At 67.9% G+C, this 24,458-nt stretch carries 24 protein-coding genes; 11 read left to right on the forward strand and 13 right to left on the reverse strand.

Going from position 1 to position 24,458, the window contains the following annotated elements:
* Positions 1-412 precede the first annotated feature (412 nt).
* The 3 genes from ACPPVO_RS43060 to ACPPVO_RS43070 all read right to left on the reverse strand — a co-directional run bounded on the left by ACPPVO_RS43060 (position 413) and on the right by ACPPVO_RS43070 (position 2,885).
* A complete protein-coding gene (locus ACPPVO_RS43060; RefSeq protein WP_426504323.1) occupies positions 413-1,141 on the reverse strand; it encodes a GAF and ANTAR domain-containing protein in 729 nt (242 codons plus the stop codon).
* A 95-nt stretch (positions 1,142-1,236) separates the two neighbouring features.
* Positions 1,237-1,977, reverse strand: a complete 741-nt coding sequence (locus tag ACPPVO_RS43065; RefSeq protein ID WP_426504324.1) for a GAF and ANTAR domain-containing protein — start codon at positions 1,975-1,977, stop codon at positions 1,237-1,239.
* Between the two features lie 479 nt (positions 1,978-2,456).
* Entirely contained in the window at positions 2,457-2,885 is a 429-nt protein-coding gene (locus tag ACPPVO_RS43070) for an STAS domain-containing protein (RefSeq protein WP_426514801.1), read from the reverse strand.
* A 583-nt stretch (positions 2,886-3,468) separates the two neighbouring features.
* Here ACPPVO_RS43070 and ACPPVO_RS43075 point away from each other — a divergent pair.
* Together ACPPVO_RS43075 and ACPPVO_RS43080 are read left to right on the forward strand one after the other, a co-directional pair.
* Complete coding sequence (locus ACPPVO_RS43075; protein ID WP_426504325.1) at positions 3,469-4,104, forward strand: creatininase family protein; 636 nt, start codon at positions 3,469-3,471, stop codon at positions 4,102-4,104.
* A gap of 153 nt (positions 4,105-4,257) precedes the next feature.
* On the forward strand, positions 4,258-5,616 hold the full coding sequence (locus ACPPVO_RS43080) for a hypothetical protein (RefSeq protein WP_426504326.1): 1,359 nt from the start codon (positions 4,258-4,260) through the stop codon (positions 5,614-5,616).
* On the opposite strand, the gene ACPPVO_RS43085 is transcribed toward ACPPVO_RS43080, so the two are convergent.
* Entirely contained in the window at positions 5,545-6,408 is an 864-nt protein-coding gene (locus ACPPVO_RS43085; RefSeq protein ID WP_426504327.1) for an alpha/beta hydrolase, read from the reverse strand. The genes ACPPVO_RS43080 and ACPPVO_RS43085 overlap by 72 nt on opposite strands.
* Positions 6,409-6,847: 439 nt before the next feature.
* Between ACPPVO_RS43085 and fxlM the strand changes: the two genes are divergently transcribed.
* The 5 genes from fxlM to ACPPVO_RS43110 all read left to right on the forward strand — a co-directional run bounded on the left by fxlM (position 6,848) and on the right by ACPPVO_RS43110 (position 12,945).
* Positions 6,848-8,089 (forward strand): methyltransferase, FxLD system, encoded by a 1,242-nt coding sequence (fxlM, locus tag ACPPVO_RS43090; protein WP_426514802.1) that lies wholly within the window; start codon positions 6,848-6,850, stop codon positions 8,087-8,089.
* Positions 8,090-8,102: 13 nt separating this feature from the next.
* Positions 8,103-8,258 (forward strand): FxLD family lanthipeptide, encoded by a 156-nt coding sequence (gene fxlA, locus ACPPVO_RS43095; RefSeq protein ID WP_426504328.1) that lies wholly within the window; start codon positions 8,103-8,105, stop codon positions 8,256-8,258.
* Between the two features lie 73 nt (positions 8,259-8,331).
* The gene (locus tag ACPPVO_RS43100) at positions 8,332-11,073 is read left to right on the forward strand and encodes a lantibiotic dehydratase (protein WP_426504329.1); all 2,742 of its coding nucleotides are present in this window, start codon (positions 8,332-8,334) and stop codon (positions 11,071-11,073) included.
* The gene (locus ACPPVO_RS43105) at positions 11,070-12,146 is read left to right on the forward strand and encodes a lanthionine synthetase C family protein (RefSeq protein ID WP_426504330.1); all 1,077 of its coding nucleotides are present in this window, start codon (positions 11,070-11,072) and stop codon (positions 12,144-12,146) included. Before ACPPVO_RS43100 ends, ACPPVO_RS43105 begins: the two co-directional genes overlap by 4 nt.
* Before the next feature lie 13 nt (positions 12,147-12,159).
* A complete protein-coding gene (locus ACPPVO_RS43110; protein WP_426504331.1) occupies positions 12,160-12,945 on the forward strand; it encodes a thiopeptide-type bacteriocin biosynthesis protein in 786 nt (261 codons plus the stop codon).
* A gap of 194 nt (positions 12,946-13,139) precedes the next feature.
* Here ACPPVO_RS43110 and ACPPVO_RS43115 read toward each other — a convergent pair whose 3' ends face one another.
* The 3 genes from ACPPVO_RS43115 to ACPPVO_RS43125 all read right to left on the reverse strand — a co-directional run bounded on the left by ACPPVO_RS43115 (position 13,140) and on the right by ACPPVO_RS43125 (position 15,158).
* The gene (locus ACPPVO_RS43115) at positions 13,140-13,550 is read right to left on the reverse strand and encodes an ATP-binding protein (RefSeq protein ID WP_426504332.1); all 411 of its coding nucleotides are present in this window, start codon (positions 13,548-13,550) and stop codon (positions 13,140-13,142) included.
* A 265-nt stretch (positions 13,551-13,815) separates the two neighbouring features.
* Complete coding sequence (locus ACPPVO_RS43120) at positions 13,816-14,097, reverse strand: GlsB/YeaQ/YmgE family stress response membrane protein (protein ID WP_426504333.1); 282 nt, start codon at positions 14,095-14,097, stop codon at positions 13,816-13,818.
* 905 nt (positions 14,098-15,002) lie between these two features.
* On the reverse strand, positions 15,003-15,158 hold the full coding sequence (locus ACPPVO_RS43125) for a hypothetical protein (RefSeq protein ID WP_426504334.1): 156 nt from the start codon (positions 15,156-15,158) through the stop codon (positions 15,003-15,005).
* 616 nt (positions 15,159-15,774) lie between these two features.
* On the opposite strand from ACPPVO_RS43125, the gene ACPPVO_RS43130 reads away from it, so the two are divergent.
* Complete coding sequence (locus tag ACPPVO_RS43130; protein ID WP_426504335.1) at positions 15,775-16,899, forward strand: IS630 family transposase; 1,125 nt, start codon at positions 15,775-15,777, stop codon at positions 16,897-16,899.
* Between the two features lie 182 nt (positions 16,900-17,081).
* Here the strand turns inward: ACPPVO_RS43130 and ACPPVO_RS43135 are convergent, their stop codons facing one another.
* The 4 genes from ACPPVO_RS43135 to ACPPVO_RS43150 form a co-directional block, all read right to left on the reverse strand.
* Positions 17,082-17,882 carry a phosphotransferase enzyme family protein gene (locus ACPPVO_RS43135; RefSeq protein WP_426504336.1) on the reverse strand — a complete coding sequence of 267 codons (801 nt, stop codon included), beginning with the start codon at positions 17,880-17,882 and terminating at the stop codon, positions 17,082-17,084.
* Positions 17,883-18,149: 267 nt separating this feature from the next.
* Positions 18,150-18,302, reverse strand: coding sequence for a hypothetical protein (locus ACPPVO_RS43140; protein WP_426504337.1), 153 nt, complete (start codon positions 18,300-18,302; stop codon positions 18,150-18,152).
* A gap of 280 nt (positions 18,303-18,582) precedes the next feature.
* Positions 18,583-20,181 (reverse strand): hypothetical protein, encoded by a 1,599-nt coding sequence (locus ACPPVO_RS43145; protein WP_426504338.1) that lies wholly within the window; start codon positions 20,179-20,181, stop codon positions 18,583-18,585.
* A gap of 480 nt (positions 20,182-20,661) precedes the next feature.
* Complete coding sequence (locus tag ACPPVO_RS43150) at positions 20,662-21,015, reverse strand: hypothetical protein (protein WP_426504339.1); 354 nt, start codon at positions 21,013-21,015, stop codon at positions 20,662-20,664.
* Between the two features lie 282 nt (positions 21,016-21,297).
* On the opposite strand from ACPPVO_RS43150, the gene ACPPVO_RS43155 reads away from it, so the two are divergent.
* Positions 21,298-22,050 carry a hypothetical protein gene (locus ACPPVO_RS43155; protein ID WP_426504340.1) on the forward strand — a complete coding sequence of 251 codons (753 nt, stop codon included), beginning with the start codon at positions 21,298-21,300 and terminating at the stop codon, positions 22,048-22,050.
* 329 nt (positions 22,051-22,379) lie between these two features.
* On the opposite strand, the gene ACPPVO_RS43160 is transcribed toward ACPPVO_RS43155, so the two are convergent.
* Positions 22,380-22,778, reverse strand: a complete 399-nt coding sequence (locus tag ACPPVO_RS43160) for a hypothetical protein (RefSeq protein ID WP_426504341.1) — start codon at positions 22,776-22,778, stop codon at positions 22,380-22,382.
* A gap of 275 nt (positions 22,779-23,053) precedes the next feature.
* Here ACPPVO_RS43160 and ACPPVO_RS43165 point away from each other — a divergent pair, with 275 nt between their 5' ends.
* Both ACPPVO_RS43165 and ACPPVO_RS43170 read left to right on the forward strand, forming a co-directional pair.
* Complete coding sequence (locus tag ACPPVO_RS43165) at positions 23,054-23,305, forward strand: hypothetical protein (protein ID WP_426504342.1); 252 nt, start codon at positions 23,054-23,056, stop codon at positions 23,303-23,305.
* 57 nt (positions 23,306-23,362) lie between these two features.
* A complete protein-coding gene (locus ACPPVO_RS43170; protein ID WP_426504343.1) occupies positions 23,363-23,506 on the forward strand; it encodes a hypothetical protein in 144 nt (47 codons plus the stop codon).
* Between the two features lie 69 nt (positions 23,507-23,575).
* Here the strand turns inward: ACPPVO_RS43170 and ACPPVO_RS43175 are convergent, their stop codons facing one another.
* Entirely contained in the window at positions 23,576-24,172 is a 597-nt protein-coding gene (locus tag ACPPVO_RS43175) for a DUF4240 domain-containing protein (protein WP_426504344.1), read from the reverse strand.
* Positions 24,173-24,458 lie beyond the last annotated feature (286 nt).

The raw sequence follows: 24,458 nt of genomic DNA on the forward strand, positions 1-24,458 counted from the left end.
CACCACTCCAGATCGCCGACCTGCTCATCGTCGGGGCGGCCGCCACCCTCGGCTACGCCGGCATCCGGCTCGACCACCGCACATTCCCGCGCCATCACCGACAGCCAACCGAACCTCAGCTGACCCGGTGAGCCCAAGTAGCGATCACCACCGTCACCCGCCGCGGCCGATCGAAGGTGTCACGCGTGACGGTCTCCGGCGACATCGACGACTCCACCACACCCGCCAGTCCCGGGGACCCCGCTCGACACCCGTCGGCTCCACATCTGCTCCGCCGGGCGGCAGGCGCTGCACTTGTCAAGGACGTTGACAGCCAAAGGGTTGAGGCTTGCTTCGAGGGGGTAGATGAACTCCCTGGCGGGAACCCGCCCAGAGCCCGCCTCGAATCATGGATGCGGCAGCCAGCGTCCGGTCAGTGCCTGGATTTCGCCCCAGGAGTGCCCAGGATGGCCTCGGTGCCGTCGACGACGGCCTGTGCGAGCTCGGACAGACGACGGTTGCGATTGCGGGCAGCGTGACGCAGCAGGGCGAATGCCTGGTCCAGATCCACACGCAGGCGTTCGGCCAGCACACCTTTGGCCTGCTCGATCAGGACCCTGCTGTTCAGCGCGGTCTGCAGCTGTTCGGTGAGGATGTTGCCACTACGGATGGCGCGTTGCTGCAGCAACCCGATAGTGGCTACGTCGGCGAGCGCCTTGCCGGCGCGGAGCCGGTCGTCGTCCAGCGCGCCTGGTTCGACGCCGAAGAGGTTCAACGCGCCGATAACCTCAGTGCGCAGGCGCATGGGCAGCGCGTGGACCGAGGTGAAGCCGACCTCGGCGGCAGCGGCCGTGAACCGGGGCCAGCGGCCTGCGGAACGAAGGTCGGCAACCGAGACCGGCTGCCCGGTGTTGAAGCAGTCCAGGCAGGGTCCCTGATCGGTCTGCAACTGGAACAGCTCCAGCAGCCGGGTCCGCTCCGAGGAGGCCGCCACGAACTGCAGCGTTTCCCGCTGATCGGTGAGCAGGATCCCGGCGGCCGAGACGCCCAACAGCTGCACACATCGCTCGGTCAGCACGTGCAGGAAATCAATCACATCGAAATCGTCGACGAGCGTGTCTGCCATCTCGACGAGCACATCGGCTAGCGTGGTCCCGGCCATCTCAAGCACCCTCGACAAGCATAATGCCGCCAGCCTGCTGGCCGCTAACAGCGTTGGACCGACCGCGCAGCCCCTGCAGCCTGGTCGGCATTGCCTCAGTCACCATCGGATCGACCGCCGCCACCGGTGTCCTCGGGGTCAAATCGTAGCCTGCGGGCGACCACGTCGCCGGCCACGTCGCGCAGCCGCCGGTCGTTGACATATGCGTAGGCACGAAGCCGGACCAGGGCAAGGGCCGCCGACAGTCCCAGCTGCACACTGATCATCCCGGTCGCCTGGTGCACCTCGGGGTATTGCAGGCCAGCCGGTTCGACGACACGACCCGGCAATCGCGGCGCGTCATGCCCCGTGCCGTCAAGGAGCAGCGCGCATGCCGTGTCCGCCAGCATCAGCGCGTCAAGCAACTGCTCCTGGTCCAGCTCGCCTGGTTCGGCGCGGTAAAGGTCCAGGACACCGAGCCGGATCGCGCCCACCTGTAGCGGCAGCGCGAAGATCGCCCGTACACCCGCTGCCACGACCGCCGGCGCGAAGACCGGCCACCGCGCCAGGCAGTGCGTGGTGCTGATATCGGCAACCAGCGCCAGACCGCCGGCAAGCGCCTCCACACATGGACCCTCACCGAGGGTGAGGCTCAGCTCCTCCGCCTCCGAGGCGACCCGATTGCTGCTGCAGATCGTTTCACGGGGGGTGGCGCGCAGCGCGACGGCGATGGCAGCACCGTCCGTCCCGGTGGCAGAGGCTGCCGCAACGCACACATGCTCCACCGTGACCGACTCACCTCCCGCAAATGCTGCGGCGAGGCTCCACAGCCGCATCCTGCGGTCGACGCTCACCACATTGCCTGATCCGGACGTCCAAGCACCAACAACGAGATCATGAGCGCCGCCTCCGATACCCAAAGGTTCGTGCGGCCGCGACGGGCGGGCAGCGCAAGACAAGAGACCGGATCGAACGCGACTGACTCCTCAACGGCTGGCCGGCTCCACCCTATACCCACGCCCCACAAGCAACCGCCGTCAACCGGGCGCGGGCTCCGCCGGCGCCACGGCGCGGCCACTGGCCGGGACGCCGCTCCTGCCGGGACACCGAGAGTCGCTGGCCGTCGCCCGCGGGGTCCCGGCGGGGAGCGGAATGCCGGCGCGAACGTCGGCGGACCGATCGGCGCATCAACGCCGCTGGGCGCGGTAAAACGCTACGCCGTTGAGGACAGGCAGGGTGAGCGGCCCCACCGCGACCTGCCTGGTCACCGACCGTGCGGGTATCCACCCCAGGCTCACCGGCATGGACCGGGCCCGGCGACCGGGTGGGGCTTCGATCAGGCGGCGCCCAGGAAGGCGTGCGGCTGCGTCGCCGCAGGTGGGGGCGGGTCGGTCCGGGACGCCGGTGCGGATGTGGTCGGAGCGGGCAGCGACCGGTCGATCCGGGCGGTGAGGACGTCGACCTGCCCGGTCAGTTCCAAGACGTGGCGGACGGTCGGTTGCGGGTTCGTGACCTGCAGCCGACATCCGGATCCGGCGGCGGTTCTGCGCACGGCGATGAACACGGTGACGCCGATACAGTCCATGAAGGCGACCCTGGCAAGGTCAACGTCGAGGAGTTCGGGCTCCTGCGCGGACAACGCGTTCAACAGCGCGTCGTGCAGCACGGGCGCGGTTGCCAGGTCGATCTCTCCGACCACGGCGACCCGGACGGTGCCCGGCGACGGGCAGCTCGCGTCGATCCGGACCCCCGCCATCCGGGTCACCGCCGACAATGTGGTGGACATGGTTCCTCCAGCCCAATCGCTTGCAGAGCATGCTTGATGGGCGGGCAGGGTCTGGACCCGGGAACGGGGACGCAACAATCCGAACAGTCAGGGGATGTTGCAGGCTCGACGAAGTGCGCAGGTCGGTCCATGTAGCTACCGAGACGCTACTCGCACGACGCCGCCATGGACAGCGGCATTCCGACCCTGTGACGGCGTTCGCGGCGACTGATCTGCCTGGTCCGCGGCCAGGCGGTGATGGCCTGCCGGATGTTCAGCGGAGCGAAAGGCGGCCAGCTCGTCACTCGTCCGTGGTGCCCCTACCGTGCACGTCGGTTAGGTCGAAGCGTTCGGGTAGCGCAAGCCCAAATCGCGACTGTCGCTCCCGCCCCCGGCGGCGCACGTCTCTTCACGTCGCCCCGGGGAGTCCCGGTGCCAGCATTGGAACCTCACGATCCTTGCCGTCGGGCCGCCCGATTACATGGATCTGCGTCACCCGGCCCGGCGGCCTCGGAGCGACCGCGGTGGCTGATCCGCCGGACCGCCGACGATGGCCGGGTGCGTTCGCCGAGTTGTTCGACCAGTGCTCGGGCAGGTGTTGTCCGGTCTGCATCGTCAAGTGCCGGACCGGCACCGGATCGCGTGCGAACTTGCGGGCACCTTCATCGTGCCGCCGATCGCCCGCATCGGATCGCCAAAGGTGTCAACGGCTCGCCCCCAACGAACGACGCGCACGCCTCACACCGACGTCGCTCAACAAGCGCATCACCCACTGCCCGAACGTCGCGGGCATGTACACTACGCGAAGACGCAGGTCAGAGCCGTCTTAGACCTCCCGGCGGTCGGTAAAAGCAACGTCGTCCAGACCGCCAACGCGGCCTCGCCGCAGTCCATGAGCCTGTTCCCGACCCGAACCGACTGGGACACCGCCCGTGCCGCCGCGAAGCTCGACACCGACGCACACCGCGACATGCACGCCGGCGAACTGGAAGTCTCCATCCTCCTGCACGTGCAACCCCACCTCGTCCGACCCGGCTACCACGACACAGACCATGTCGCCGACGAGCGCCCCATGCTGCTCGTCGGCGGCATGCGCACGTACACCGAGTCCGGCGTGATCGGCAAGCCCTCCGCCGGTACCGCCGAGAAGGGCCAGCAATTGCTTGCCAGTCTCGCCCAGTCGTTCCAGCAGCACCTCGCCGTCCTCACCGGCCGATAACTGATCGGATGCGCGTCGTCGCGGGGGGTGCACACGCAGCCCCGGCAACCGATAGGCTGACGTAACTACTCAAACCCCGAGGCGGGGCTGCGGTGTGCCGCCCGCGACGGATCGCCAGGAGGGACCAGGTCGATGCCTCGTCATCCTGACACCGTGACCACGCCGAATCTCAAGCTGCGCGAACTCCGCGAGCGCACGCCGTCGCCTTGGCGCACCGGGCAGAGCATGTCCCGGGCCGAGCTCGCCGACGCCGTCAACACCGCCCTCGACCACCTGCACCCCGGCCGCGACCTCACCGCCCACTACGTCGAGGCCCGCTGGATCGGCAAACTCGAACGCGGCGAACACCACTGGCCCAGCGAAGAACGCCGCGCCGCTCTCCGCCACGCCCTCGGCACCGCCACCGACGGCGAACTCGGCCTCTACATCTCCCGATGGACCGGTGCTCCGTCGGACGGGGAGTTGGAGACTGAGGGCATCGATCGGCGGACTTTTCTTCATACGAGTCTGGCCGGTGCGGCAGCGCACGTGACGGCCGTGCTGACACTGGCCGACTTGGCGCACGTCGTGGCCGCAGTGCAGGACGCGCACCGCTACCTGGATCATGAGATCGTTGACCATCTACATAGACGGCTTGATGACTGCATCGCTGACGATGGCACGCGCGGCGCAAGCCGGACCCTGCCTACGGTGCTGGGCATGCTCGGGGTCGTCGAGCAATTCGGCCGGCAGGTCAAGCCGGCAGTACGCGCGAAGTTGCTTGCCGTCGGCGCAAGCAGTGCCGAGTTCGCAGGCTGGCTCTATCGTGATCTCGGCCAGCCCGAGCTGGCCAACTATTGGCGCGATCAGGCTGCGGACTGGTCGTCGGCAGTGGGCGACGAAACCATGCGCGGCTACATCTCGCTGAAGAAGAGCCAGTCGGCGTGGGACGACCGGGACGCCAGGCGCATGCTCGAGCTCGTCACGATGGTGCAGAACGGCCCGAAGTTGCTACTGCCAATGCGCGTCAGAGCCGAGGCCCTGCAGCAGGAGGCACGCGGCCACGCGATGATCTCCGGCAGCACGAACCTGGTTGATGACAAGCTGAAGCAAGCACGTGACCTCATGGTCGAACACGAACAAGCGCGTTCATCCGGCGCCGACGGACTGGCCGAACATTACGATCAGGCATTGCTTGGTGTGCAGACGGCGATGTGCTACCGCGAGGCCGGTCAGCTTGATCAGGCTGTCGAGTTGTATGTGCGCTGGCTCAGCCCTGATGTTTTTTCCCGTCGCGACTACGGGTACTTTCTCGCGCTCAAGGCCGAAGCGTTGGCCGTGACAGGTGATCCCGACGGCGCTGCGATCGACGGCTCCGTGGCACTACAGGTTGCCTCCGTCACCGATTCGGTTCGGACCTTGCGTGAACTCCGCCGCTTGGCCAGTCGGATGGAGCCTTGGTCAGCGCGTCCGGCGGTGCAGGTATTCGTCGGCGGCTTGCGCGCTGAGATCGATCGGCGGGGACTGTGCTAGCCATTCGGCCGCCGTCTTAATGACCGAAGTTTGCCAAGCGATCGACTGCGGGTCTGCATAGGACGGGTCATTGTCGACTGCGAACCCGTGCTGAGCGCCATTCACCTCAACGAGGCGAGTCTCTGCGCCGATGTACCGAATGTAGCGTCGCGAACTGTCGATTGGCACGAACGTGTCTTTCGTTCCGTGTACGAACAGCGTTGGAACGTCGATGGCGCCGAGTTCCTGCTCCGGACGCAGGTAGAACACCTCGTTGAGTAGCGGACGGCCCAGGTTGAACGTCGGCGAATGGACGAGGGTCCCCTCGGCGGCTAACGTCCTTCCCGCCTCGGGGTTGATGTGCTCCTCTGTCCAGTACGGCTTGTCTTCGACGAACCGCTTCTTGTAGTTCATCAGCGGGTTCAACAGCACGAGCCGTCGTAGCGCGCCGGGGTGACGGGCGGCGAAAAACGCGCAGATGCCGCCGCCGAAGCTGGTTCCGATCAGGCTGACCGGCAGATTACCCGTCGTGTGCTGTGCGTACTCGACCGCTGCCCGAATGTCGTTGGCGACAGCCGCAATCGTGAGGTTCTCCTGGCGGCCCTCGCTCGCCCCGTGGCCACGAATGTCGAACCGTAGGGACGCGAGCCGCGCGTCGCGGAGACCTTGCGCCAGGCGAACGAAGAACCCGCCTTCGTCGCGATTGGCTCCGCCGCCATGCACAAGAACAACCACCCCGAAAGGCTCACGCGCCGCCTCGAGCAGACTGCCCCTCAGCAGCAGCCCATCAAGACTGTGGAACTCAACTTCCATCGAACGTGACCTCCAGAGCGAAGCCGATGGGTGTCGATCACAGCCTCCCCATGGCTCGGAGTCGGCCAACCGAACGCGGACATCTGGCCCCTGCCGACCGCAAGCCGCCGCGAAGGCCATACACCACCGACCGTACACGGATACCACCGGTGAAGGATTTCCTCCGATCCTCCTTTCGCTGCCGGGACTGTTTTCGCTGTTCAGGACCACGTCGGACACTAAGTCGGTACGCCAAGTCGGACACCAAGTCGGTATTCCCAGCCGCCGCCCCGTTGGGAAATCCTGGAAGGGCTAGCGATCGGCTTGGATGCACGGCCACACGAGCTGCACGCAACGTTCGCGAGCGTGTCTCACCGTCCGCGGTCAGGTTGAGCCAGATGTCAGTGACAGACGGTCCGTCCGGTCGGGCGGCTCTGAAGGACAGGGGATTGGACCCCCGATGGGTGTCGACACGGTGACCCGCGATGGCCTGCACGCGGCGATGGTGGATGCGCTGCTCGCTGACCATGAGGCGAAGGGCCTCACGATGCGACCGGAGGTCGAAGCGGCACTGCGAGCGGTTCCCCGCGACCGCTTCACGCCCGGTGTGCCGCTGGAGGAGGCGTACAACGCCAACGACCCCGTGGTCACGAAGTATGACGGCGACGAGCCCGTCAGCTCGGTGTCGGCGGCATGGTTGATCGCGGAGATGCTCGGTCAGGCGGCCGACGCGCTCGGCGACCTGCACGGGCGGCGCGTGTTGGAGGTGGGTTCCGGCGGGTACAACGCCGCGCTGCTGCGTGAGCTGGTCGGGCCGTCAGGTGCCGTGACGACGGTTGACATCGATCCCGACGTCACGGACCGGGCGTCGGCCTGTCTGGCGGCGGCGGGTTACACCGATGTCACGGTGCTGTGCGTGGACGCTGAACAGCCGATCGGCCCGGACGGTGCCTTCGACCTGATTATCGTCACGGTCGGGGCCTGGGACATCCCGCCGGCCTGGTTCGCCCAGCTCGCCGAGGGCGGGGTGCTGGTCGTGCCGCTGCGCACGTTCGGGATGACCCGCTCCTGGGCGCTGCGACGCAACGGCGACCGGCTGATCAGCTCAAGCCAGCGGTTGTGCGGGTTCGTGTCTATGCGTGGTGCCGGGGCGTTCGGGATGCGTTACGTCGACATCGCCGACGGGGTTCACCTGCGCCTCGACGAGGGCCAGCAGGTCGATCCCAGCATTGTCGGCCCGCTGCTGGCGCAGCCCCGGGAGCAGGCGTGGGCCGGGGTGAGCCTGCCCGGCCGGACCGTGCTGGCTGACCTGGACCCGTGGCTGGCGGCTCATCTCGCCGATCCGGTGGATGTGTTCGTGCTGCTCACCGCGCAGCAGGAGGCGGTCGACGCGGGGATCGTCGCGCCCGCCTGGCGCTTCGGCACGCCCGCGGTCCTGCGTGACGACGCGTTCTGTTACCGGTCCGCCCTGCGCTGGACCGACAGCCTGTTCGACCTGGGCGTCTGCGCGCATGGTCCAGCGTCCGCAGCGACCGCCGCGCGGATGGTTGAGCACATGCGCGCGTGGGTCGACGCGGGCTGCCCGGCGCCGGTGCTGCGCATCGTGCCCGCCGCGACTCCCGACGGTGACCTGCCGGCCGGGACGGTGCTGGACAAGCGGCACAACCGCATCGTCCTCACCTTCGCATCCATCCCCGCATAGGAAGGACACGCACGTGGACGACGCGGAGAACCAGGAGTTCCGCCTCGACGTCACGCTCGTCGACGCCGGTCGCACTTCGAGCGGCTACGCCACCGGCACCGGCGACGGCTGCGGCTCCGGCAACACCGGCTCCAACGCCTGCACGACCAAGGCTGACGCCAACAGCTGACCTGCCCAACACATCGTCACAGTCGGGCCCGGCGCCGCAACGCGCCGGACCCGCTCGATTCGGGTGGTACCGCATGATGCCCGCGCCTGGAGCCGCCCTGATCCGCCTCGCCGCATACCCGCGCGACCTGGTCGTACCGGACCCGCCCGACCTCGTCGGCGGCGAACCCGAGCAGTTGCGGGCCTGGCTCGTCGAGGTATGGCAGCTGCCAGAGTTCGCGGCCACCGTGAAGGTTGCCGCACCCCAGTTGGCCGAACGGGTCGAGCGGGCCGTCGCCGGCCAGCCGATGGCCCTGCCGAGGATTCGCCGGATGGCCGCGTCCGTGTTCCGGTATTTGCTGCGGTGGACCACGCGGGCGACCCCGTTCGGCACGTTCGCCGGCATCGCACCGATCCGGTTCGGTGACCGGGCCGCCGTCCAGCTCGGCGACGCGCACCGCGCGGTCGCCCGGCCGGACGGTGAGTGCATTGCCGAGCACACCGCGCGTGCCGAACAGGATCTCGCCGTCCTCCGGACTGCGGCCATTGTGACGAATCAGCTCGGATACCGGCGCGGCGGAACCTGGGTCCTGCCGTGCGCACACGCCGCCGACGATCGCCGCTTCGACAAGACGATCCGGCTGACCGGCCGGATCCACGCCGCGATCTCGGCGGCCCACGCACCTACACGATTCGCGGACCTCACTGGGAAGATCGCTGGCGGTGCCCACCTGGGCCGGGCCGAGCAGCTGATCGCCGATCTGGTGCGCGCGGGCGTGCTGCTGTCATCGCTGCGTCCGCCGATGACGGTTACCGATCCGGGCGCCCACGCAGCGAGGTCAGGCCGTTGGCTGGATGTCGGCAGTCGCGTCGCGGTTGATCTGCGGGTTGACGCCACGGTGACGCTGCCGCCGCCAGTCCTAGATGAGGCCGGCCGGGCCGCGTCAATGCTCGCGTCGGTCGCCGCGCCGACGCCGGCGTGGACCGACTACCACCGTGCGTTTATTGAGCGGTGGGGGCCGGGCGCGGCCGTTCCGGTCCGCGATGTCCTCGCCGTGCTCGGGTTCCCGGCCGGCTACCGCGGCTCGACCCGCCGCCTCCCGGCCACGTTCACCGGACGCGACCGGCTCCTCGGCCAGCTCGCGCAGCGTTCTGCGTTCGACGGCGCCGCCGAGATCATCCTTGACGATGCGCTCATCGACGAGCTCCGCGGCGACGACGACCGGCCCGCAGCCCCGCACACCGAACTGCGATTCACGCTCGCCGCCGCCGCTGTGCGCGATCTTGACCGCGGGGCGTTCACACTGACGGTGACCAGCGGTGCCCGCCACGCCGGCGCCAGCGCCGCCCGGTTCCTGCACCTGCTCACCCGCGCCGAGCTCGCGTCGTTCCAGCGCGTCTACCGGCAGCTGCCGACCGTGCTGCCCGGCGCGGCCCTCATGCAGCTGTCCGGCCCGCCGCTGGACGCCCATCTCGTCGCCGTCGCCCGGGCGCCCGAACTCCTGCCGGTTCTGCCGCTTGGCGAGTTCCACCCGCAGCCGCAGTGGACGGTGGACGACCTGGCGGTCGCCGGCGACGGTCAGCGGCTCTGGCTGGTGTCGCAGACGACCGGCCGGCCCGTCGAGCCGCTGGTGCTCAACAGCGTCCTCTTGGCCGATCTGCAGCAGCCGCTGCTGCGGTTCCTGACCGAGATCTGGTCGGCGTGGACCAAGCCGTGCAGCCGGTTCGACTGGGGCCACGCCGGGAGCCTGCCGTTCCTGCCCCGGCTACGCCGCGGACGTACCATCCTCAGCCCCGCGCGGTGGGTCGTCGACCGGACCGCGCTGCCCGACCGCGGCGCCGCGTGGCCGCGGTGGCGCGACGCCTGGCAGCAGTACCGCCAGCGCCACCATCTGCCGCAGCACGTCCTGGCGGGCGAAGACGATGTTCAGCTGCGCCTCGACCTCGAGGACAACGCCCACTTGGCCGTCCTGCGCAGCCACCTGGACCGCCGTGCCGGCACCCTCATCACCGAGGCACCCGGCCCGGCCGGCTGGATCGGCAACCGGCCGGCTGAAGTCACGCTCACCTTGATCCGGCCTGCACTGGCCACGGCGCCATCCCGGCCGGCCCGGACCACGAGCGCTGTCGAGCATCGCCCTGGCCGGTCGCGGTGGCTCGAGGCGCACCTGCACGGGCGCGTCGATGACATCGTCCTCGACCTCGCGGCCAGGGTCGCCGAGCATCTGCCGGCCGGCTGGTGGTATCTGCGCTACCCGGATCCCGGATCCCAGCTTCGGCTGCGCATCCCGACCGCCGACACCAGCCGCTTCACCGAGACAGCCAGCCGCCTTGCGAGCTGGGCCGACGACCTCAGCGAGTTGGGTTTGCTCGCCGAGTACAGCCTGCACACCTATCGGCCCGAGACCCGGCACGGTACCGGCGCGACCCTCGCCGCCGCCGAAGCGGTCTTCGCCGCCGACTCCCGCGCTGCCCTGACCCGGCTCACCGGTGACCGGCAGGCCGCCACTGCCGCCGGCATGATCGCCATCGCCGACGGCTTCACCGGCGACGGCCTGCCGTGGCTCGCCACGCACACGCCCCACCAAACCGGCCCGCGCCTGGACCCCGCCCAGCTCGACCGCGCCCGCATCCCCATCCACAACGAACCGCTCGCCGAGGCCCTCGCCGCGTACCGTGCCCGCACCGACCACGACCAACTCGACCCCGACCAGGTACTGGCCGACCTGCTGCACCTGCACCACGCCCGCATGATCGGCGTCGACCTCACCTCCGAACGACACTGCCTCCGCCTGGCCCGCGCGATCGCCCACGCCGCTGTCCGACGGCCACGATGACGACCGGGCAATCCCTCGAAGGCGGCGCGCTCGGCATCGCCCTGCTGCACCTCGAAACCCGCAACTGGCCGGCCGCGGCCGCGGCACTGCGCGACGCCACCGTCGACGACGTCACCATCGGCGAGGGAGCCAGCCTCTTCTACGGCGCCCCAGCACTCGCGTTCGTCCTCACCGCCATCAACCACCCAGGGCTCGTCCACGCCCGAGCCGTTGCAGCGGACGGAACCGCCGCCGTAACCCGCCGCCGCCTCGACGCCGCGCACCGCCGCATCGACGACCGCGCGCAGCCGCACTACGGCGAGTACGACCTCATCAGCGGACTGACCGGCCTCGGCGTTGTCCTACGCCGGCTCGGCGACCACGACCTGCTCCGCGACGTACTGGCCTACCTGGTCCGACTGACCGACCCCGTTTACGACCTGCCCGGCTGGTGGTGCTGGAACGGACCCGAACGCAGCCTGCCGATCCCCGACGGCGGCCATGCCAACTTCGGCATGGCGCACGGCATCACCGGCCCCCTCGCCCTCCTCGCCGTCGCATACCGCGACCACATCACCGTCGACGGCCACCGCCAAGCACTCCACCGCATCTGCCGTTGGCTCGACGCCTGGCAACAAGACACCAACACCGGCACCTGGTGGCCGCCAACCCTCACGCGCAACGAACTGCACCACGGCACGACCCGCCAGCAGACTCCGCTGCGGCCCTCCTGGTGCTATGGCACCCCCGGCATCGCCCGCGCCCAACAGCTCGCCGGCCAAGCGCTGGACGACGCAGCCCGCCAGCATCTCGCCGAAACCGTCTTCGCCAGCTGCATCGCCGACCGGACACAGCTGCGCCGCATCACCGACCGCAGCCTCTGCCACGGCACCGCCGGACTCCTCGCCACTGCCCGACGCATCAACGCCGACGCCGGCGCACCGATCGCCATCGCTCCCGTCGAGCGTCTCCACCGCCGCGCCCGTGCCACGCCCGACGAACCGCCCGGACTCCTCGACGGCACCGCCGGCGCCGACCTCGCCACCGCCGAGACGAACACCACCGCGTGGGACACCTGCCTGCTGCTCGCCTGACGAAAGGATGCCCGTGAACGACCCAGCATGGCGGCAGCTCAACATCCGCTATCCCGGTTCTACTGCCGCGGAACGCGAACAGCACGCGATCGCCCACCTCGGCCGCGTGCTGCCCGCCGCCGAGGCTGCCGGCCTGATCACCACCTGGTCGTATATCCGCAAAGACGCGTGGCGCGTCCGCTACCTGCCCGCCGGCCACGGCACCGGCCCGGACCTCGCCGAACGACTGCTCACCGATGACGTCGCCTGGAACCGCGACATCTACGAACCCGAAGCCCACGCGTTCGGCGGCGACGAATCCATGGCCGCCGCACATCTGCTGTTCCACCGCGACAGCCGTCAACTCCTCGACTACCTCGCCCTACCATCGATAGACCGGCGCGAACGCTCCCTCATCCTGTGCACCCAACTCATGCGCGCCGCCGGACTCGACATCAACGAACAAGGCGACGTCTGGGCCAAGGTCCTCGAACACCGGGCGGAATACGGCGACCAACCCGCCACCGTCGACCCCACCATCTGGGCACAGTTCACCAGCGACACCCGCAGCCTGCTGCTCGGCGCCCCACGCACCCGCAACGCCTGGCACACCGCGTTCACCGACGCCGGCACAACCCTGCGGGACCTCCGCGAAACCGGCCGCCTCACCCGAGGAATCCGGGCGATCATCGCCCTGCACGTGATCTTCCACTGGAACCGGCTCGGACTCGACGCCCGTGCCCAGGCGACACAGGCCCGAGCAGCGCGAGACGCCGTCTTCGGCGAAGCGCCGCCTTCATACCGCGCATCAGCGCCATAGAGCAACTGCTACAAAAACAACCGCAAGACTGTACGGACCCACTGGGACGCTCGTTCTGCATTCGACGGCACGCCGGCAACCGCCACACGCCACCAGGAGCGATCGTGCGCCTCACTGTGCATCGGCCCGCGCCGGTCAGGGGGCGATTGAGCGGCCCGTATTCGCCACGCGTCGCCAGCGAACCGAGCGGGCTGTCAGGCCGGCTCGGCGGCGATCGGGGGCGGTGGTGGACAGCTCCAGCCACACGCACTTTCCGGTGCGGCCTCAGGACGGTGAACGCCCCAGCGGACGGCGACGGCCTCGATGAGCACAACTCCCCGGCCGTGCTCGGCGGCCGCATCCCATCCGTCGAGACCGACCCGTACCGGGGCCGGCGGTGACGTGTCGCAGACCGTGAGGCGTAGGACGTTATCCACAGCCCGCAGCAGCACGGTGATGACGCTGCCCAGCAGCACGGCGTTGGTGACCAGCTCGCACAGCAGCAGTTCGGTGTCGTCGTGCAGGTCGCGGCGAGGCCGCTGCCCGATCAGCGATCGCAGTGAGCGGCGCAGCCACGCCCAGGTGCGGGCGACGACGGTAACGTCTCCACCGTCGGCGGGGCCCAACGCGGGGATACAGCGGTCGGACCGGCAGACTTAGCACGGCTTGGCGGGTTGGCCAGCTCGGCCGGCTCGGGGTCGTTCATGGACGGTGCGCATCCTGACGGTGGTGCGCTCAGGTTGGTGGTACCCGGCGCGGGCGTGGCGAAGCGGACGCCGAGGTATCGGGATGGCGGCAAACACGAAGCGGCCCCCGGCCTGAGACCGGGGACCGGGGACCGGGGACCGGGGACCGGGGACCGGGGACCGGGGAGCGTGCGAGCGCGGCTGCCTACAGGGCGCTGCGGCGGCCGCGGCCCATCACGGCGACGGTGATGGCCACGCCAACGGCGGCGACGAGGACCTGGACGAGCAGCTCGCCCCAGTCGACGCCGGGGGTGTCAGTGGAGACGCCGATGGCATTGGCGATCACGGTGCCGATGAGAGCAGCGACGACGCCGATGACCATGGTCAGCCAGATCGGAACGTTCTGTCGGCCGGGGACAACGAGGCGCCCGAGCGCGCCGATGATCAGGCCGACGATGAGTGCGGTGATGATGCCGGTGACGGTCACTGCTGCCTCCTGAAGTTCCAGTCCGCGGCATTGATGTACCGCTGGTGCCCGGACCGTCGTTGCGACAAACGCCACGCCCGCAGCGCCGCGACCACCGGGCATTAATCACGGCAGCCGGGCGGCCGTTGGGGGCGGAGGGCCGAGAGGAACGGCGACCAAAACGCTGCGGGAATTGCGGCGGCGGGACGGGTGAGGCCATCGACGCTGACGCGTTGGTTCGCCGGGTCACCTCGAAGCTGTTCTGGCAGCGCACCGGGTCCGGGTTGCCGGCCGAGGCCAGACCGCAGTAGATCGAGCTGCCGTCGACGCGGTACAGGTAGTTGTTGACGTCCTCGCTGTACGGGACGTCCTGGTGCACGTTGTCGTCGGTGTCCTTGCTGCCGCAGCACAGCCGCAGGTGCTTGAACTGGTCGCCGATAACCGCGTGGATGGCGAACTCGCCGTCGCAGAACTCGGCGAAGCTGACGCATCCCGCACGAGCGGACGGGGTCCTCCGATCGGCCAGCACCAGGCACCCAACAGTTGCTTTAGCACGACAGAGCCAGATCAGGAACCGCCTACGACCTCCGACGACGCCGCGAGGAACGGGAAGGCCGGACAGGGTCGCGGGCCCTACGGTGGTGCGCCCACGGATACTCTCGCTCACGGACGCGTTGATGCGAACATCCGGATACCAAAGTCTTCGGGAGTGAGTGCTATCTGGATCATCCCCCGTCCAGGGTCGATGCGCGACAACAGGCTCCGGGTCAGATGCAAATTCGGCTAAGAGTCGGATTCCACCGAAATCGGCCTATGCGTAGCCTGTTAGCATGCCTGACACCTCGGTAGTCATTGCCCTAGCGGGAGGCTCTGGCGCCGCCATCGGCGCTGGAGTAGGTCAGCTCGTCCAATGGTGGCGTGAACGATCACATGCGAAGCTCGAGGACCGTCGCCGCGTAGAGGATCGACAAGTTGAACTCGATCGCGAGGGACGTTCCGCTCGGCGCGATACGTACCTCGACATCATCGGTCGCTGCATCGACTTCAGGCTGTATCTGAGTGAGGTCTTGGAGCAAATTCACACGATCAAGGTAGGCGACACAAGGGGGCTAACGGGGCTTTGGAGCACCTTCTCGGATGCTGCGACAGATACGTCACGCGAGATCTTCCGGCTAGCTACAACCCATGGCAGCGATCAAATACATGCCGCGGCAGAGAAGATCCATTATGAGCACTATGAGCTTTGGAGGTATGCAGCGAGCGTTTCGTTTTTCGAGCCCTCAGACCCGGAATTCTTTGATATTCAACGATCACGATACGCGTCCCGAGTTAGATCTATCAGCATAGATGTTAATAGGATCATCATTTCCGTCCGGAGCGAAATGCACCTTTGATACGGATCGGTAGCACTGCGGTACATGGTTCCAGGGGCCAGCGCCATCCGCCTCCCACGCATCCGCCGTCCGGGTAGCGCGCTTTCGCCAGGCAGTCGCAGCGGACCCGCGCTGGCGACCCCCGCTGGCCCCGCAACGCATGCAACCTTGGCCAAGGTGAGGAACTCCCGTGCGGTCTGGCTGATCTCCAAAGTCCGCTCGAGTTCGACCGGGGCTAGTGCTCTGACCGGAAACGTTGGCCGGGTCCGGTGACACGCCGGTCGACGTTCCCGGTTTGGCATTGGGTGGGGTTCAGGCTGTCGGGGTGGCGGAACCTGTCCGGGCCCGGCGGCTCACTGATGATGAGGGTCGGCGATTACAGCAGATCGTGCGGCGTGGGACCGGCTCACCGATCAGACTGCGACGAGCGATGATCATCATGGCCTCGGCCAGCGGGAACACGGTCCCGGCGATCGCTCGGCTGGTCCAGGGCGATGACGACGCGGTCCGTGAGGTGATCCACCGGTTCAACGAGATGGGTCTGGCCTGCCTGGACCCTCGGTGGGCGGGTGGCCGTCCCCGCCGGATCAGTGAAGACGACGAAGCGTTCATCGTCGCGACGGCCACCACCCGACCGCAGGCGCTCGGCCAGCCGTTCACCCGGTGGAGCCTGCGCAAACTCGCCGACTACCTGGCCCACAACCGCGGCCCGCGCCGCGTGATCGTGGGCCGGGAACGGCTCCGCGGGTTGCTGCACCAGCACGACATCACCTTCCAGCGGACCAAGACCTGGAAAGAGACCAACGCCCCGAACGCCGAGGCCAAACTCGCCCGGATCGAGGCAGTGACCACGGCGTTCCCGGACCGGGTCTTCGCGTTCGACGAGTTCGGGCCGCTCACGATTCGGCCGCATGCCGGCGCGACCTGGACCGCGGCCGGGCACCCGGACCGGCTGCCCGGCAACTACCACAAGCTGCACGGCGTCCGGCAGTTCCACGCCTGCTACAGCGTCGGCGATGACACCATGTGGGGTGTCGTCCGCCGGCGCAAGTCCGCCGCCAACACCCTCGCCGCGCTGCAGTCGATCCGCAAGGCGCGGCCGGACGGCGCACCGATCTACGTCATCCTTGACAACCTCTCCGCCCACAAAGGCAAACAGATCCGGGCCTGGGCCGCCCGCAACCGCGTCGAACTGTGCTTCACCCCGACCTACTCGTCATGGGCGAACCCGATCGAGGCGCACTTCGGACCGCTACGCATGTTCGTCGTGGCCGGGTCCAACTACCCCAACCACCCGGTCGCGACCCAGGCGTTGCACAACTACCTGCGCTGGCGCAACGCCAACGCCCGCCACCCAGACGTCCTCGCCGCCCAACGCCGCGAACGCGCCCGCATCCGCTCCGAACGTCAACGCCGCTGGGGCCAGGCCACCACCAGAGCAGCGGCCTAACCAACCCGGCCAACGTTTCCGGTCAGAGCACTAGCATGCGTCGTCGACCACACCCCTCCCCGCAAGCAAGCTTGGTTGTCGGCTGGCCGAGGCGATGGAGTTTGTCCCGACGCTGCAGCGCGGATCGACGTGCTCCGGCGTCGGTCGCGCCGCAACCTCGTCGATCGGCGCATCGGGCGGCCTCAGCAGTCGCAAAATGGTCGGGCGAGCGCTAGGTCGGCGTCCACTCGGCGCAACAAGTCGAAACCCCACGTGTTGACGCCGTCCAGGTCGACCTCGTTGTAGATGCGAGCTGCGAGGTCATGCAGCGAGCGGGCGAGCCGGGCGTACTCGAGGTGGGTGAGGTCGAGTCGCTGCGCGCCGTAGGCGTGCAGGAAGCGCACAGGGTCGGGTCCGCACAAGGCGGCGAACAGGTCGTGCTCGCGCGGCGCCAGCATCGTCTGACCCCAGTCGAGCAGCGTCGCGACGCGACCGTCGCGGTCGACGAGGACGTTGTGAGGGAACAGGTCGTGGTGGCACACGATGTGGGGCACGTCGATCGCGCGGGCCCGTTCGATCACCGCTTCGAGCCGGTCGACGTTGGCCATGACTTCGTCGCGGCGGTCGACGATCCACGGGTGGTCGTGCCGGTCGCGCAGCACCTCGATGCACCACTCGTCCATATCGGTGCGGGGTAGGACGAGGTCGGCGATTTCGTGCACCGCGCGCATCGCCCGCGCGATCGCGTCGGCGTCGTTCCACGTTGCCCGGCGGCCGTCGACGAACGGGAACAGCGCGTAGCGCCGGCCATGGTGCTCGGAGGTGTACGAGCCGTCGAGCGCTTGCTGCGCCGCAGGAACGGGGAAGCCCCGAGCCGCCAGCTCAGCGGTCAGCGCCAGCGCGGCGTCGCTGTCGGGCTGCTGGCGCCAGAGTTTCACGAACCAGCGCCCGTCGGTGAACGCATCCGCTTCGAACCCGCCCGGATGCGGCCGCAACTCGCCCACCTCAACACCGAAGGCGTCGCGGACCTGAGTCGTCGTCGGCGGGGATGCTTCGCTCCACATCGAACCAGGACGGTACCGCAGCCGAGTCAGTCCTGCCGGTCGACGTCTTTTGCGAGTATCGGCTCGAGTGGCCGTAGACCTGCATGACCAGCCCGTGCCTACAGCGATTGCGGCCACGCACCGGCGGGCTGCAGCACCTCAGACGACGGCGAAAAGTGAATGACTGCCGGGAGATGCGAGGATCGACGCCTGGACGGCTGGGGTCTTTCATCGCCACCTCTCGCGCGAGTTCGATCGGCCAGCGGAGAGGTGGACGTCGGGCATGCCGAGGTGGACGGGCGTCTCGCGGGCAGTGCGCACGGCCTCGAGCTTTTGGGCTGCAGCCGCCATGGTCGTCTCGATCGCGGCGACCTCGCCCATCCAGCCCTGCTGTTTGGCCTCTTGGAGCCGGTCGGCGAAATTGGCATGGATTTCCTCCAGCCGCGGCAGCTGAGCTCGGTCAACCCGAAGGAGCGGGCATCTGACACACGCATTTCGTGCTGGCAAGGCGTTCCGTGGTCCCGACCGCAGGTTCCGAGAGCGACCTTCCGCAACTCGAAGTGGGCGAGGAACTGATCCCATTCCGCGGCGGTGAGCTCACGGTATTCCTCGCTGGGTCGCTCGGCGCGGCGGCGGGCGATGAAGGCCCGGTGATGCGCGATCACGTCCTCGGGGTAGATCGCGGCGTACCCCATCGTGGTGTCGACCGTCGTGTGGCCGCAGACATTGGCCGCGATGTGCGGGGGCAGTCCGGAGCGGATGGCGTCGTTGACGAAGATCCTCCGAAAGTCGTGGGGGCGCCACTGAAGGGGCTGGCCGGCGGCGATGATCTGGGCGGTGTGTGACATGGCGACGAGGCACTCCCTGATGTAGCTGCGGTGAGTGGCCGGTCTTCGGTGCCGAGGCGTCGCTGGAAAAGAAACGGCATCGGCGGGCTCCACGTCTGCTCGAACACGTCGTAGGCGGACACCAGCGGCAGGGCCGCTTGACCGGCGCGGACCCGGAAGATGATTGCGCTGAGCACCTCGGCGAGCTCGGGCGAGACCAGCAGCAGCCGCTCTGCGTCTGTCTTCGAGGGGGCGACCTGCAGCATCGGCACGACCTCGCCGGTGGCGGGCAGCGTGTAGGCGACGAAGCTGTGGTGGGTGAGTTCCAGCATCTCCTCGATGCGGATCCCGCTGTGCCGCAACACTTCCACTGTCGCCCACGACCAGAACGCCGCCTCATCCTCATGGGTGAGATCCCGCCGCTTGCCGGTGGCCAGATCGGTGGCGAAGACCCGGCCGGATTGGCCCACTCGGCAACGCTGGAACTGCTGGCCGGCCAACGTGAACCGGCCTCCGACGGGCGTTTCCTCGGCAGCGTTGATGCGCTCTTCGGCGTCCTTGCGCTGCTGCTCGACGGCTCGCAGCAACACCGGTAGCAGCGGCAGCTGAGCCCGGGTCCGCTGGTCCATCCGGGCTTTGACCCGCGCCTGCGTTTTCTTGCGGGTCACCTCGGACGCTTTGATCGGACACGGCGCAACCCATGGCGCCCACTGGGCCGGGTCGTCCGCGGCCCAACGCGCGATGTCTCCGTAGAAGGCCCGCACGAACACCAGTTCGCTGCGGTAGTTCACGCGGGGACGTACCGGTTGGCCGTTGGCGTCGCGGATGTAGGCCAGCCGTTCCTTCCAGTCGCGAGCGACTGTCGGTTCCAGCCGCAGCGAGTCGATGCCGGGGTGGTGCAGTTCCAGGTCGCCCCAGAACAGGCGGCACAGATTGCGGGCGAGCGAGCGCAGCGAGGTGTGGTCGAGGTCGGGTGCCCGTTCGCTGAGATACTCGACCAGCAGGTCGCGGACCGGCCGGCACTGGATGGCGTAGGCGTCAACGATCTGCTCGATGCTGCGGCGCCCGTCCAGCCGCAGCACCCGCAACCGCTCAGGGGCCGCCGCAGGCAGCACGCCGGCCTTCTTCAACGCCGCGTAAAACAGCGGCCTGCCGGCGCTGCCCCGGAAGTGGTGCTCCTGCAAAGCTCTGGTCAGCTCGATGCAGTCGCCGACGGTGATGTCGGCGACGAGGCCGCCCTTGCGGATCAGGATCCGGGTGAGCTTGTTCAGGGCGTCAGACCTGGCCCATCCGGCTGCGTCCTGGGTGTGCAGCTCGATGTTGCCGAAGCCCTCGGGGTCGATGGCCGTCCGGGCCTCGGCGAGCATCAGGGTGTGGCGTTGCCGCAGCAGCCACGGATAGCCCGGCCGGATGACCTGCCCGGCCACCAGCAACGCCAGTCCGCAGGACAGCTCGTCGCGATGGTGACGCCGGACCGGGACACGCTCGCGCAGCGGCAGATCGGCCCAGTCGAAGCCCGCGGCGTCGGCTCCGCTGGTCAGCCACCGGTCCTGCCAGGTATCCCCGGGCTGGCGCTGAAGCCAATCCAGCAGCTTGCCCAGACCACGCCGTCGCGTCTTGTCCCGAGTGCGGCCCGCGCTGGGGTCGGTGAACGCCCGCAGTAGCCGCTCGACCAGCGCTTCCCGGCCCTGGCCGGTCTGCCACCAGCTCTCCTCAATCGGTCCAGATCGGCTTCAGCGGCTGCTACACCGGCAGCAACCCGAAGCCAACCACGTTCACCGTCAACGGCCAATTGGCGTCAGAGAGGTCATTGGTCCAGGCGCCGAACGAGACCCAGGGTCGGCGGAAGCGATGCGTAGCCGGACTCGGTCGAGCGCCCGCCAATTTGTTCCGCGAGAGTTGTGCCCCGACAATCACCATATGTCACTGGAGGACGAGTTCGAGGCTGCCTGGCAAGAAAGATGATCGATGCATCCCGCCGACTTTCGCCGCCGTATCACCCGACCGTGTGGCAGGCGATGATCAGAAAGCACGGCGCGGCGAAGGCCGCTCGACGACTCGTCGTCAGTAGTGACATACAGACAGGATTCGAGCGTCTCGTCCGCGCAGGTCGCCCCGGACTGACCATCAAGTGGGCAGTCGTCGACCCGAATTGGCAACCCCTGTTTGGACAGCAATATCGAGAAGCTGCCCGCTGACGACTGGACAACGCCCGCATCCCACGACGGCAAGGCGAGGTTTAGCTGCTGGCCGGCGACATCTGGCACCAGGCGATGGTGGCGTGGCGACAGAATCCCGCCCCGCCCCACTAGCGAGTCGGAAGGGATCAACCGTGCGACTGTGAGCCGAAGTGCAGTCGTTGTATTGGCGCCCGATCTACAGCCGCATCCCGAAGGCGGCGATGATCCACACTGCGACGATGATCGTGAGCCAGGCGGGTGCGGTAGCAAGGCGAGCCGGGCAGCCTAGCCATAAGACGCATTTGGGTACAAAAACACTGACTGATACGACGACTGCCTTCACGTGCACGCCTCCCGCACAATCGGCGCATGGGTTACTACGATGCGCTCACCAAGTGGTGGCGCTCCTATCCAAAGTGGATGCGGGTAGCCGCCATGGGCCTCTGGCTCGCTGCCGCGACGTTGGTTCAGATTGGCTTGGTAGGCGACCGCCGCGGCTGGTGGACGAATCAACCGTTTCTACTCAACCTGATGTCGGCCTGTGCTACCGCCGCCTTCGGCACGCCCATCGCGGTGATGGCATTTCAGTCGGTGACTACGATGGTTAGGGCACGCGACGTTCGTACGCGCATGGACGCTGCCGTCGCCCATTTGCTGTCCGAGCTCTCGCGGTTCCAACGGAACACGTTTAGCACCCCTGACGTGAATCTGGACGACCTTGCCTTTCCAGTACCGATCGTCGGAGATCCGGAGGGTCATTATCGAAAGTTCCGGGCGGCAGCCCGGGGCGCCATGGGTGTGGAAACAGGTAAGTACTACGTATCCAGTACGCAGGTGAATGCCGATTGGAATTACATCGTACGTTGCTGGACCTCGGTATGGGATTTCGCCCTCGAACTGCGGCTGCACCCAGCGGAAGCAGGACGCTTGATGGATGAACTGATTGTAATGCGGCATCCGGAGCGCGCCTCGACAATGGCGCAGTGTCTAAATGCATTCGAGTTCGAGCCCTCTGTAGAAAACGCCGAGCGCCTGTCGAAGGCGGCGCAGCAAATGAGCCTTGGAGCGGGGGCGTTGTGGGCGTTCGTTTTGCAGGTCGAGCAACTCGCGGCCGATTCTTGAGCTTGCCGCCGCACCGGGAGCCCTCAGTAGGCGAAACGGTGCCCGAGTAGAGCCAGCGGTCGGGACAAGTCGATCACACTGCGGCCAGGATGAGCCGCACGTGCCGCTCTGCCGAAGCCGACGGTGCTGCCCCCAGGCTCAGGCTGCATGCCTGGTCACGTGGGGGAGCTTACGCGTGTCGAGCTCAACTTGATCCGTTATGGGCCACTCTCGTGGCAACTCTCGTGTGTCGGGTCTCAGGACATGGGTGACAGATCAGTCTCGGGACGTGGGTGACACGTCCGGCTAGACGATCTTCTGTAGAAGGGTAGCGGTTCTGCTTGCCTTGGCTAGTCGGTGTTCGTAAGAACTTCGATGTGGATCGGTTCTTGGCTGTTGAGGTAGAGGGCGTAGCCCGCTTCTTGGTCCTCGATTGCGTCGATAGGAACTACCCCAAGGACGTAGTCCGGCCGGGGTAGGAATCCGAAGTCGGCGGGAAGATCGAATCTCTCGATGGAGGTAACCCGAACCTTCGTCGGTGGGATGCCCACGAAACAAGGGTCACCGGCTTGGAGCTCGGAGGCGTCGGGCTCCAGTCGCCAGGGTGTGTTGTGCCAGCCGTAAGCATGAGGGTCACGAGGGAAGCCCACGGTCCCGTCCCATGAGTTGGTTGACTCGGGGTCAGGCTCCCACCATGGCCAGTCGATGAGCACGCGCTGGGGTGTGGTCCCATACAGCGTCTCCTCCACCACGATGCAGCGCGGCAGTCGGCGTGACCCACTGTCCAACATGCAGTTCCCAGGCCGCCAAGCCCTCCGCTGCGTCGCCCGGCGGCGGCAGCATTACAGCGATCGACGCTTCGTCCTGTCGGCCGTGCAGATGATGCACGCCTGGTGGCGTGCGGCGACCTCATCGACAACGATGACCCGTGGTTCGCCGCGGGTGCGGACCGTCCGATTGACGAGTCCCGGGGGTGGGCGTGGATCCGAGATCGCAGGTGCGGCGGTTGGCCTGCGTGGTGGCGATGCAGTTCATCGCGGTGTACGTGGTGGGGTTGGTGGTGGCGGCCGTCGCGGCGTGGCGCAGCTCGGATCGATCGGCGCTGGACTGGGTGGTGCTGACTCTTCCCGCGGTTCTGTTTGTACCGGCGGCGGTGTTCGCCGTGTTTGGGTACCGCGCTGACGCGGCCGGACCAGCGGGTCGGCGGGCACTCGTCCTGGCAGTACTGGGCGCGGGACTCCTCGCGGCCGCTGGCACCGTCTGGCGGGAGACGTGACGGGTTGCGGCCGCGACGGTCCCAGGCGGCCTGTCGGCGACGGGGTTCGATGGCCGAATGCTCGGCGCGCGGCGCGTCCATCCAGCGTTTCAGCCGGCATCGGCACCGGGAGCGCCGCTGATGATCAACGGTGATCAGCTCGGCGACGGTGCGTACCCGTTGGTAGCGGCCGCGGTGATCGTGCACGGCGGCAGCAAGTGACGATGACCGCCGCGCGGGTCGCGGCAGAAGCGGATAGCCAATCACGCGCGCTCGGCTGCGGTCTGGCCCCTAGTCCAGGTAGAAGCGGGCATACGACGCTTGCGCGGCCGGGAAAAGCTCGGCCAGGCGAGGCAGCAGGCGTGGCTCGTTGTCCACATCGTCCGCCTCGTCTTCCAGCTCGTCCTGTTCTGCGGAAGCCAGGGCGTGGTACATCCCGGAGTCGTCACCGGTGACGCGTTTGTATGCATGCGTCGCCGCGTACTGGAACCGCTCCATGAAGAGCGCACTCTCGTCGATCGTACCGGCGGCGATGCCCTGGACCGCAGGGTGCAGGGCGAGGTGGTCCGGATCGGCGAGCACCCGCTTGTACCAGTGCCGACCCAGGCCGACCATGGCCGCCCGGAAGTCACTGAACGAGTCGTCGCCGCAGCCGTGCTGCACGAGGAACGCGGCGGCGTAGACGTCCTCGCGGTCGAAGAAGCGTCCCTGCAGCTCGCTGAACCGCAGCTCAAAGGCAACGATGTCGTCGAGCGGCAGACGGGCCAGCAGCTCGATCAGCGAGTCCGCGAGCCGGTCGTCGATGTCGTCCCCGATCGGGCCGGCTTCGGCCCGAGCCAACTCGATCAGCTCCCAGAACCGTTCGGCGTCCATCGGCCCCAGAGCCATCACTAGACCCTACCGATGCAACGCGTGGCCACAACCCTTACCCGATCATCGGATCGCTGGTGCCCCCGATCCACAGCCACCAGGTCCGCGCAGTTCGCGGGCCGGTGCCGCACGTCCACCGTGCCTGGAAAATCCGCCCATCGGCAAGATCGGGTGCACTGTATTCGGCACGACAGAACGTCTCGGCCTCGCCGAGGCTGGTCACAGCTGGTGACTAGGTCGAGCCGCCACCGCGCACCAACGGCGGCATGAGCGGATGCCAAGATCGTTACGAAACCGAGGAGCA

Origin of the sequence: Dactylosporangium sp. McL0621, from assembly GCF_049995355.1 — a bacterium.
Taxonomy (GTDB): domain Bacteria; phylum Actinomycetota; class Actinomycetes; order Mycobacteriales; family Micromonosporaceae; genus Dactylosporangium.

Excerpts from the sequence above, each read along its gene's own strand:
- ACPPVO_RS43060 (WP_426504323.1), bottom strand. The coding sequence starts at position 1,141 with ATGGCCGGGACCACGCTAGCCGATGTGCTCGTCGAGATGGCAGACACG.
- ACPPVO_RS43085 (WP_426504327.1), bottom strand. The coding sequence starts at position 6,408 with ATGGAAGTTGAGTTCCACAGTCTTGATGGGCTGCTGCTGAGGGGCAGT.
- fxlM (WP_426514802.1), top strand. The coding sequence starts at position 6,848 with ATGGGTGTCGACACGGTGACCCGCGATGGCCTGCACGCGGCGATGGTG.
- ACPPVO_RS43100 (WP_426504329.1), top strand. The coding sequence starts at position 8,332 with ATGATGCCCGCGCCTGGAGCCGCCCTGATCCGCCTCGCCGCATACCCG.
- ACPPVO_RS43105 (WP_426504330.1), top strand. The coding sequence starts at position 11,070 with ATGACGACCGGGCAATCCCTCGAAGGCGGCGCGCTCGGCATCGCCCTG.
- ACPPVO_RS43140 (WP_426504337.1), bottom strand. The coding sequence starts at position 18,302 with ATGGGCGAGGTCGCCGCGATCGAGACGACCATGGCGGCTGCAGCCCAA.
- ACPPVO_RS43155 (WP_426504340.1), top strand. The coding sequence starts at position 21,298 with ATGGGTTACTACGATGCGCTCACCAAGTGGTGGCGCTCCTATCCAAAG.
- ACPPVO_RS43165 (WP_426504342.1), top strand. The coding sequence starts at position 23,054 with ATGCAGTTCATCGCGGTGTACGTGGTGGGGTTGGTGGTGGCGGCCGTC.
- ACPPVO_RS43170 (WP_426504343.1), top strand. The coding sequence starts at position 23,363 with ATGCTCGGCGCGCGGCGCGTCCATCCAGCGTTTCAGCCGGCATCGGCA.
- ACPPVO_RS43175 (WP_426504344.1), bottom strand. The coding sequence starts at position 24,172 with ATGGCTCTGGGGCCGATGGACGCCGAACGGTTCTGGGAGCTGATCGAG.